7 protein-coding genes are annotated in these 10,516 nt (G+C 47.7%); 4 read left to right on the top strand and 3 right to left on the bottom strand.

From position 1 onward, the window contains the following. Positions 1 to 113 precede the first annotated feature (113 nt). From ONB37_12720 to ONB37_12705, 4 genes are all read left to right on the top strand, one after another. On the top strand, positions 114 to 1,586 hold the full coding sequence (locus ONB37_12720; GenBank protein MDZ7401018.1) for a rhamnulokinase: 1,473 nt from the start codon (positions 114 to 116) through the stop codon (positions 1,584 to 1,586). A 152-nt stretch (positions 1,587 to 1,738) separates the two neighbouring features. Next, complete coding sequence (locus ONB37_12715; protein MDZ7401017.1) at positions 1,739 to 2,920, top strand: AAA family ATPase; 1,182 nt, start codon at positions 1,739 to 1,741, stop codon at positions 2,918 to 2,920. Positions 2,921 to 3,539: 619 nt separating this feature from the next. After that, positions 3,540 to 4,964, top strand: coding sequence for an aldehyde dehydrogenase family protein (locus tag ONB37_12710; protein MDZ7401016.1), 1,425 nt, complete (start codon positions 3,540 to 3,542; stop codon positions 4,962 to 4,964). 854 nt (positions 4,965 to 5,818) lie between these two features. Beyond that, complete coding sequence (locus ONB37_12705) at positions 5,819 to 6,637, top strand: hypothetical protein (protein ID MDZ7401015.1); 819 nt, start codon at positions 5,819 to 5,821, stop codon at positions 6,635 to 6,637. Positions 6,638 to 7,029: 392 nt separating this feature from the next. On the opposite strand, the gene ONB37_12700 is transcribed toward ONB37_12705, so the two are convergent. The 3 genes from ONB37_12700 to ONB37_12690 all read right to left on the bottom strand — a co-directional run. Beyond that, entirely contained in the window at positions 7,030 to 7,992 is a 963-nt protein-coding gene (locus ONB37_12700; protein MDZ7401014.1) for a glycoside hydrolase family 130 protein, read from the bottom strand. A gap of 129 nt (positions 7,993 to 8,121) precedes the next feature. Then, positions 8,122 to 8,802 (bottom strand): hypothetical protein, encoded by a 681-nt coding sequence (locus ONB37_12695; protein ID MDZ7401013.1) that lies wholly within the window; start codon positions 8,800 to 8,802, stop codon positions 8,122 to 8,124. A gap of 101 nt (positions 8,803 to 8,903) precedes the next feature. Next, the coding region (locus ONB37_12690) for a sodium:solute symporter (protein ID MDZ7401012.1) at positions 8,904 to 10,516 on the bottom strand (1,613 nt) is incomplete at its 5' end.

Raw genomic sequence — 10,516 nt, 5'->3', positions numbered from 1 at the left:
ATATTTTTGGCTTGAATAAATTTTTTAATCATCGAATCCGCTTTGTGCTTTCAGAATTGCTACTCAAAATCAGAAATGCTCAGGGTCAATTTCAAGAAACAAAAGGAAAGGATATGAAACCCTACCAGTTCTTAGCTTTCGATATTGGCGCCTCCAGTGGGAGGACTCTATTGGGGACTCTTCAGGATGAAAAAATCTCGACCAAAGAACTCCATCGCTTTTCCAATGGCGTGGTGGATGTGTTGGGCAGCCTGCGCTGGAATATTTTAGACCTGTATGAAAACATCAAGCAGGGCATGAAACGCTGTGCAACGGAAATTACCGATCGGCCCGAGAGCATGGCCGTGGATACCTGGGGCGTGGATTACGCCCTGTTCGCCAGCGATGGCAATCTGTTGGGATTGCCTTATGGTTATCGGGATCATCGCACCGATGGGATCATGGAGGAATTCTTTAAAATCATCCCTCGAGATCGGGTCTATGAATTGACGGGCATCCAGTTTATGCAACTCAATACGCTATTTCAACTGTTCGCCATGTCCCGAGCCAAAAGCCCGCTGCTGAAAATTGTCTCAGATCTACTATTCACGCCAGATATGATCAGCTATTTTTTGACTGGAATCAAGAAAACCGAATTTACTATCGCCACGACCTCGCAGCTCTACAATCCCATCAAGCAGGATTGGGAGGACGAACTGTTTCAGGCGCTGGGAATTTCCAAAAGCATCATGCAGGAGATCGTCCCGCCTGGGACGGTTCTGGGCAATCTGCTTGAAAGCATTGCCCAGGAAACTGGCATAAAGCAAATTCCTGTCATTGCTACGGCCAGCCATGACACGGGCTCTGCGGTAGCAGCGGTTCCAGCCGAGGGCAATGATTGGGCCTACATCAGCTCAGGCACCTGGTCGTTGGTCGGGGTGGAAATTTCCAGGCCGATCATCAATGAAAAGTCGCTGGCGTTCAATTTCACCAATGAAGGCGGCGTCGGCGGAAAATTTCGTTTCCTCAAAAATTGTATGGGGCTCTGGCCTGTTCAGCAATGCCGCAAAGCCTGGTCAGCCAAGCAAGAGATCAGTTTCGATGAATTGACCCAGCTCGCTGCCTCGGCAAAGCCATTTGCCGCCATCATCGATCCCGATTACCAGGGCTTTCTCAATCCACCCGATATGCCCGAGGCGATCCGAGCCTACTGCCGTGCCACGGGTCAGAAGGCGCCCGACAATCCTGCCGATATGACCCGCAGCATTTTAGAGGGACTGGCTTTGAAATATCGCTACATTTTCGATCAGCTCAAGCAGCTTCATCCTCAGCCCATTCGTCGCATTCACATCATCGGCGGTGGGACGCAGAACAAGCTGCTGTGCCAATTCACTGCCGATGCCACGGGGATACCAGTGGTCGCTGGGCCTGTAGAAGCCACGGCGATTGGCAACATCATGGTTCAGGCCATGGGCTTGGGGATCGTGAAATCGCCCGCCGAAATCCGCAGAATTATTGCCAATTCGTTTGAACTCGAAAAATATGAGCCGCAGGAGACGAAGAAGTGGGAGGAGGCGTATGAGCGGTTTATTGCTATGGTTCAGTGATTGCATTTTTACAACGGTTTTGTGAATTTGCATTGCATTTTTACAATAGATTTGTAAATTTGTCTTGCATTTTTACAAAATAAGTGTAAATTTGTATCAAAATGTTCTAATTTCTATCCCTGAAAGAAAGATTATCGGCTCAGGCTCAAGATATGAACACTATCCATATTCCTCGCTTGCTGAAATTACCCAATAGATCTTTTTTTCTTTTCGGTCCTCGGGGCGTGGGCAAGAGCACCTGGTTGCGTGATGTGCTGCCCGAGGCTACTTTTTTTGACCTGTTAGATCACTCGGTGTATCTTGAGCTTTCCCGTTTCCCCAATAATCTCGAAGCCATGGCAGGAAATCTGCCTGAGAACTCATGGATCGTCATTGATGAAATTCAGAAAGTGCCTTCTTTGCTCGATGAGGTTCATCGCTTGATAGAAGAACGGCACTGGCGATTTGCCCTGTGTGGCTCGTCCGCCAGAAAATTGCGCCGTGGGGGTGTTAATTTATTGGGCGGCAGAGCGCTCACATGTGAACTCAGTTCTTTTTCCTGGCAGGAGCTTGGCGATTTATTTGACCTGAATTTTTCTCTTGATTGGGGACTCATGCCTTATGTCCAATTGGATCGAGATAATGCCGCCGATATTCTGAATGCTTATGTGAATACCTATCTCAAAGAAGAAATCAAGGAAGAGGGCATTGTGAGAAATGTGCCACCTTTTTTGCGGTTTCTGAGTATTGCTGGCCAGTTGAACGGTCAGTTAATAAATGCCCAAAATATCTCCCGTGATGCGGGCGTTCCTCGTAGCAGCATCGATATTTACTTTTCCATCCTTGAGGATACCTTGCTCGGGAAATTTCTTCCCGCCTATCGTCCCCAGGTCAAAATTCGGGAGCAAAGTCGCCCCAAATTTTATTGGTTCGACACTGGCGTGGCACGAGCTGCAGCAGGATTATTGTTCGATCCGCTGGATCGCACCTGGAAAGGAACAGCTCTAGAGACATTAGTTCTTCATGAATTGGAGGTCTATAATCGAACCCAGAACAAAAATAGGCATATCGCTTTTTACCGTACCAGCGCTGGATCGGAAATTGATTTTGTGATTGAAACCAAAAAACGCCAATTCACTTCAAAACCCCATTTGGTCTGCATCGAGGTGAAAATGGCAGAAACCTGGGATCGGAAATGGGAAAACGCCATGCGCTCCCTGAGCCAATCCGATCAGCTTCAGGTCGATAAAATGATCGGAATTTATCTGGGCAAACGCTCATATCATTTCGATGGCGTGGATGTCCTGCCAGTGGAGAAATTTTTTGCACAATTGCATCAGGGGAAAATTTTTTAACAGTGATGGAGTTCTGGAAAATAGGAAAAAAAGTCATTTCGAGCGAAGCGAGAAATCTGATTCATAAATTGATTGCATGGGAAAGCCAGATTTCTCACTCCACTTCGTTCCGTTCGAAATGACACAGAAATTTTGATTTTGCAGAACTCTATTAGACCTTTGCAAAATATGGGTAGCAGTCATTCCGAACTGCCAGTTGGCGGTGAGGAATCTCTTAACTCTAATAAAAGGGATTGCTTCGTCTCCCCCCGCTGGCGGATCCCCGCAATGACTCAAAATTTGGTATTTTGCAGATGTCTAAAAACTCTATGAAACTTCTGCAAAACATGGATACTCGTCATTCGGAGCGAAGCGAGGAATCTTGTTAATCAATGGATTCCATGAGAAATATAGATTCCTCACTCCGCTGCGCTCCGTTCGGAATGACATTAAAATTGTAATTTTGCAGAAGCCCACCGAGAACTTTGTAATAAAGTGTGGAGTAATGGAGTGATGGAGTAATGATCTACCTTATAGAGGAATTTGGCTCATTAAGATTTCATGACTCCAGTACTCCAAAACTCCAATTCAACAATTATTTTTAATGTGCTTCATTGTTGGTTTCAGGAGGGATTTCCTCATGCCAAAACAATATAAAATGCTCATCAACGGCCAATGGCTCTCGGGCACAGAGACCATTGATGTCATCAATCCATATAATCAGGAAATTTTGGGCACGATTCCCAAAGCGACCAAAGCGGATGTGAATGCCGCCATCGAAAGCGCCCAGAAGGCGTTTGCAGTCATCTCCAATATGCCAGCGCATCAGCGCAGCAAAATCCTGGCAAAGACCTCTGAGCTGATTCTGAAACATCAGGAAGAAATTACCCGCATCATCGCCAGCGAGGCGGGCAAAGCCTGGAAGTACGCCTGGGCCGAGGTCAGTCGGGGCGCCGAGACGTTCCAATTTGCCGCCGAGGAAGCCAAGCAGATCCACGGCGAGACCATCCCCATGGACGCCAGCCCCAGTGCCGAGAATCGGATGGGATTTTTCATCCGCACGCCCATAGGCGTGATTGGAGCGATTTCACCGTTCAATTTTCCGCTGAACCTGGTGGCGCACAAAGTCGCCCCAGCCATTGCGGCGGGAAATTCCATTGTCCTCAAGCCAGCCACGGCCACGCCCTTGACAGCGTTGCGCATGGCCGAGCTACTGATGGAGGCGGGCCTGCCCGATGGTGTGCTGAATATCATCATGGGCAGCGGTTCCACCGTGGGCGATTGGCTGGTGACCGATCCTCGTCTGGCCATGATTACGTTCACAGGCAGTCCGCCTGTTGGAAAATACATCATGAGCCGAGGCGGGCTGAAAAAATATACTATGGAACTGGGCAACAATTCGGCCGTCATCATCTGCGAGGATGCCGATCTCGATAAGGCCATTCCCCGCTGCGTGGTGGCCAGTTTTGCCAATTCGGGGCAGATCTGCATCTCGGTTCAGCGGATTTATGTGCATCGCTCCATCGAGCCAGAGTTCACGAAGCGATTTGTGGCCGCCACACAAAAACAGGTCGTCGGCGATCCGCTGGATAAAAATTGTGACGTGGGACCGATGATCAATATTCATGAAGCCGAGCGAGCCGAACAGTGGGTGCAGGAGGCCATGGCAGGCGGCGCCGAAATTCTGACGGGCGGCAAGCGTAATGGCGCCTTATTCGAGCCGACCGTGCTGACCAAGGTCAAACCAGAAATGAAAGTGGTGGCCGACGAGATTTTCGCCCCAGTGGTCTCGATTATTCCGTATGATGATTTCGACGATGCCCTTCGTCAGGTCGATAATTCCCGCTACGGTTTGCAGGCGGGACTTTACACGCAGCAGATCGATCGGGCATTCAAAGCGATCAAAAAGATCAATGTCGGCGGGATCATGATCAACGATGCCCCGATCTTTCGGGTGGATCACATGCCGTATGGCGGCAATAAGGAGAGCGGCATTGGCCGAGAGGGATTGAAATACGCCATCGAAGAGATGACCAATATTCGGATGGTGTGTTTTAATTTGTGACTGGTGCATCAATAAACTCAGAGTCAAATTCCCTCTCCCACAGAACCGCCAGTAGGGGGTGTGCCCTTTGGCTATTGGAATCAACTTAAAAATGAAATGTTATTTTGAGCGATCCGCCAAATAGCTATTAGCGTCCACATTGGATATTTCGTTTTCAGAGACCGCAAAAGCGGTCTGCAACCGCTTTTAATTTGTCATTAATGCCCGAATTAATTCGGGCATTAATGACAAACTCGGATCGCTTTCAATAACCGTTTTAACGGTTTTAACGTTTTTTGAGCTCAAGTTGACGGTAATGGCCAGTCGGCGGATGCTCAAAATGACAGTCTTTACCCATTCATTCCCTGAGGTTGAAGCCAAAGGCCCTTTAGCGGAATGAAATCCCACAGAATTTTTTTGAATTCATTTCTGTGGGATGACAATTCTGTGGGAGAAAAGCAAATTCGAGATTGTTGAAGTGAATTGAAATTTCAGACTCAATCGCTCGATCAAAAATATTATTGACATTTTTACTTTTTTTTTACTAATTTTAAATTGAAACGAAAGCAGGTGCCGCTTATGAACGCACGAACTTCGACCGAAAAAAATCTGCTATTATACGCCAACCTGATCTACTGACTATTTGAACGGCTTGTCTGCACGAAATTGAAACATCATAGAGTTCTACAAAATAAGAAAAATGTCATTTCGAGCGAAGCGAGAAATCTGGTTAATTAAGTGATTGCATCAGAAATATAGATCCCTCATTCCGCTGCGCTTCGTTCGGAATAACAGCAAAATTTTCATTTTGCAGATCTCTATGAAACATAATTTAGTGGAGGGTTCAGCCCTAATGTTTTAAGGGAGGTGATTTTATGAATCAATCGAGTGGTTGGATTCGATGGCTAATGCTGATAACAATTTTTTGCCTGCCATTCTTTTTCTGTCTGTTACCGACCGAGCCATCCAAAGAAATTGTCAGAACTGCGGTGAAACTTTCGCAAAGCGATTTTCCTGATCTGGCTGGAGCAACCGAAGTTCGAGCTGGGGAACGCCCCTGGCTGCGGGAAGTTGGTGATGGTCCTGGGAAATTCTATGTCATCAATTTTAACTATCATTGGAAGTTTTCAGCAGATGATTTTTTGACTATTGATTTATTTGTTACGGAATCAAGGGAAGAGGCTTCTAACTTTCTGACTGAGCTGCGAAATAGCAATTCTTTACCAGAAGAACTGCGACCTCAAGAGGACAAACCTCCATTGGTTGGCAATGTGTCTTATGGCGGTGGCAGATATTTTATTCGGGACAATATTGTCGTGGAGAATCGAGCTTACGGTAATCTGAGAGAGAAAACGACAGCGATCGCCAAACAAGTTGATGCACTGTTGCGAGCCAGCCGAACTGCTCCATCTGCCAATCGCTTCAAGCCTAAAATCGAGCGGTTTCAGATTGCTCAGAACCCTGTTTCGAGAAGCAGCACGACGCCATTGATCATTCAGGTAACCGATCCATTGGGAGGAGTCGTGTTTTATGAGTGGCGGTTCTCCTCCAGCTCTGCAGGGATTATCATCGATGAATACGGCCATTATTTGTACCAATCTGGGTATGAGCTGGGAAATGAGAAATTAACTCTAATCGCTATTAATCAGGGCGGATTTTTTGCAACGGCTGAGATTAATATCCAAGTTAAATGAGTTGTTATTTCTATGATGTGGTAACTCAGCCGTTAGATAAACCCAAAGGCAGATTTAGGATTCAAATAAATTTCTTCTCCCGTAGAACCGCTAACAGACGCTCTGCCTTTTGCCAATTGTGGTCAACCAAAAATTGTAATGTCATTCTGAGCGACTGCAGGGAGCGAAGAATCTTTTGATTTAAAGAAAGTCAGTGCATATATTGAAGGGATTCTTCCTCCCCGCCAATAGGCGGATCCTCAGAATGACAGCGTCTTTCCCTGTATTCGCTTAGGTTGACCTTAATAGCCTTTTGGCGAAATGAAATCCCACAGAAAATTTTTTTAATTTCATTTCTGTGGGATGACAATTCTGTGGGAGAAAAAACACACTACTATTTTGCTGTCAGTGAATCAGCTTATTTTCGCCAACTCGATAAGCTCAGCGACAGTCGAAACTGCCAACCCCACACACGTATCCGCTGCCCCATAATAAATAAAAACTCGACTATCTAATTCAGCAAAGCCATTAGCATCAGCTTTCTCCACAATCGCCCCGCTGGGAAAAACCACATTCGGGACCTGGCCTACGAGCTCGTACATTTCCCTTGGCTCCAGAATATTGTAGCGGCTGCGGGCGATCACTTTCAGCGGATCTTTCAGATCGAGCAACATCACGCCCGCCTGATAGATATTGGCGCTGCCGAAATGGGTGGCCACACCATGATAGATCTGCAGCCAACCCTGTTCGGTTTTAATGGGCGGCGGACCAGCACCGATCAGTTCGTCCCAATAATGGAAGCGGCCTGTGGCGACAATACCCACTGTGCGCCAGTGCAACAGATCATTCGATTCCGATAGACAAATGGCGCTGCCCGACGTCGGTCCACCTGCCAATTGGACTTTGTTGGGCCGATCGAGGCGGAGGTATTTGCCATTGATCTTTTCAGGAAACAGGACGCCATTGCGATTATCGTCGTCGGAGACAATGCCCAGAAAGTCGTATTGTTCAAAATCCATTGTCTGCGCCAATCCCAGGCGGCAGCCATCATCCATGTCCATGGCGAACATGATGTAATAAACATCATCGATGCGGGTGATTCGGGGATCGTAGCAGTGATAAATTTTCTCCTGAATCTGTTCGATGCCCCTGAAATGGACGATCTGATCCGAAATTGAAAAATGTACTCCATCATTGCTGGTGGCCGTAAGCAGAAACGTCTCCCGCCCCCGATTCTGAACCCGCAGCATCAGCAAAAATTGATCGCCGAATCGAACCGCCCCAGGATTGAACACCGAAGAGACATCCACCAGGTGGGGTGGAATTTCGGGAATGTCGGTTCGAGTAAGAATTGGATTGTGTTGGTATCGTTCCATAATTCCTCCCTGTAGGACAGGATGGCATCCTGTCCATTGTTTCTGTAGGACAGGTTGGCAACCTGTCCTACGAGCCAAGGACAGGCTATAAACCTGTCCCACAAATCAGTGATAATTTACCAACCTGTCCTACAGCCATTTACAATAACTCCACTCCCATTTTTCCCATGAATCCACCAGACCTGCTTTTACGGGGTTGTTTAAAATATACCAGATAATTCGCTCGTATTCTTTTTCACTCCGCACGGCATGATCATAGCTTTCGTCCTGCCAGAATGGTCCTTCTCGGCCTAGAATTAAATTTGCCTGTCGTCCAGTGTATCGCTTCAATGAATGCATGATTTTGCTGACACTGTAGGGCAGAATGACATCCTGCCTATTGTGGGGCAGGTTGGCAACCTGCCCTACAGGTTCAGCCAACGGCTCAATCATCTGGTGCACATGGTTTGCCATGATAGTCAGACAATCCAGGTCATAAACTTTGCCATCCCGATAACGGATGCTTTCATAGACCAATCTGGCAATCCGAGGATCGCTCAGCCATTTCGGACCAGTTTCTGCTCTATCTAAATAGGCATCATATTTGGCAAACCAGCGCCGTTGAAATTCATAGTGGAGTTGTTTGCGTTCTTCGAGATCTTTGATCATTGCCAGTTCTCGTTCTTTTTGCTCTCGCTCCTGACGCAATTTTTCGATTACATGTTCAGGCAACGATCCCGCCAGCCGATAAGTGATAAAAAGCTTTGCTTGAATGGGTTGATAGTGAGGCAGCTTGCGCCGATATTGGGCTTTGTATTGTAGCGTATTCATTGTTTACCTCATTGATTGTAGGACAAGATGGCATCCTGTCCATTGTTTCTGTAGGACAGGTTGATAACCTGTCTTTGTGTAGGACAGGTTGCCAACCTGTCCTACAATTTCGTCACAAAACCATCATCTTTATCATCCCGCTGCATCGTTCCCAGGCGGCTGAACAGCGCTCGCACATCCCGCACGCCCCCGATAGTAAACCAGAAAACGACCACGATGGCCATGGCGATATTGATGCCCAAATACCAGTACCAGAACTTCATCCAGATCAGATCGGCCACATCATGGGTCAAATTGTAGATCGTGCCGATGATGAAAATACTGGCCCAGAGGAAAATCCAGCAGTAGGTGGCAATGTAGATAATTTTATCGGTGCGGCTGAACTCTTTGCCCATGCCCAGCATTCTCCAGCCCCGCAGCGGCTGGGCGTTCAACACCTGGTACTCTTCTTTGATCAAATATTTGCCCCGATGCAGCAGCTTATCCATATCGAACTCTTTTTTCCCGCCCAGCAACGATACCGCAATGTAAACCACCACAGCGCTGACCATGGCGATGAACCAAAACCATTGGCCGTTGATGGGGAAATTTTCGATCAGTTGCTGCAAAATAATCCCACCGACGGCGATGGAGGAACCCGTGATCATGGCCGCCCAGGCGGCAGCGGTCGTGCCTCGTTTCCAATAGAGTCCCCCAATGATCACCGAACCCGAGCCTCCCGCATAAATAGCGCCCGTGATGGCGAAAAACATGAGGATGTATTCGCTCTGCTGAAATAGCAAACTGAACAAAAAGATGAACACCGCCACGCCAAAGATCGACAGCCGCAGGGCACGGATGTGCTGCTCTTTGGGCAGCGGCTTGTTCCGCAACGGCAAAATCACATCCTGGATAAAAATACTGCCCCACGAATGCAGATAAGTATCGATGCAGCCGATAGAGGCCGCCAGCATGACGGCGGTAAATGCACCCATCAGCCCGATGGGGAAAATCCTGGTTAGTACCAATGGCACAGTCAACTGGCTCTGGATGGCTTTGGAATCGACCGTGCTCAACACTGAATTGACCGCCGTGGCATGATTCAAAAAGTCGGGATGATGCATAATGGTGTAGGCGCAGACGGGAACAAACAGGAACAGCAGCGCCATGGGAATGCCCCGCCAGTTGGACAGCACGCTGCCCATTTTGGCTTCATGGGCGCTTTTGGCCGAAGCATTGTAGGCCATCGTTCCTTGCCAGGACAGGGTGCTGTAAATCGCCCCAAACACGCCGATCAGAAAATACCAGATATTGAACCCCTCGACCTTGCTGGTTTTGAACGGATTGATGAGGGACTTATCCACTGGGGCGCTTTGCAGCGCTTCGAAAATTTTTGAGAAATCGATCGTCAGCATCAAATAAATGAGGATAGTGATGAAGACGATGTTGACAAACGTCCCCTGCAAAAAGTCAGTGATCATCACCGCAATTTGGCCGCCAGAGAACACGAAGAACAGCGCCAGCCCCAGGATGATGATCATAATCAGGGCAAAGGTCGAGATGTCGATGCCAAAAATGGGAATGGTCTGGGGCAAGCCGCAGAAGTAGATGAAAAATCGAGCACCCACGGCTGGGAAGATGCCAAAATTGATGATGCCCGACAGGAAGGCGAGCATTCCCGCAAAGATTCTGAAATTGCGGCTGTAACGGATTTCAAAAAATTGCGCCATGGTCA

This window comes from candidate division KSB1 bacterium (genome assembly GCA_034506395.1).
Taxonomy (GTDB): domain Bacteria; phylum Zhuqueibacterota; class Zhuqueibacteria; order Thermofontimicrobiales; family Thermofontimicrobiaceae; genus Thermofontimicrobium.
This window is presented reverse-complemented; position numbering and strand designations above follow the sequence as displayed.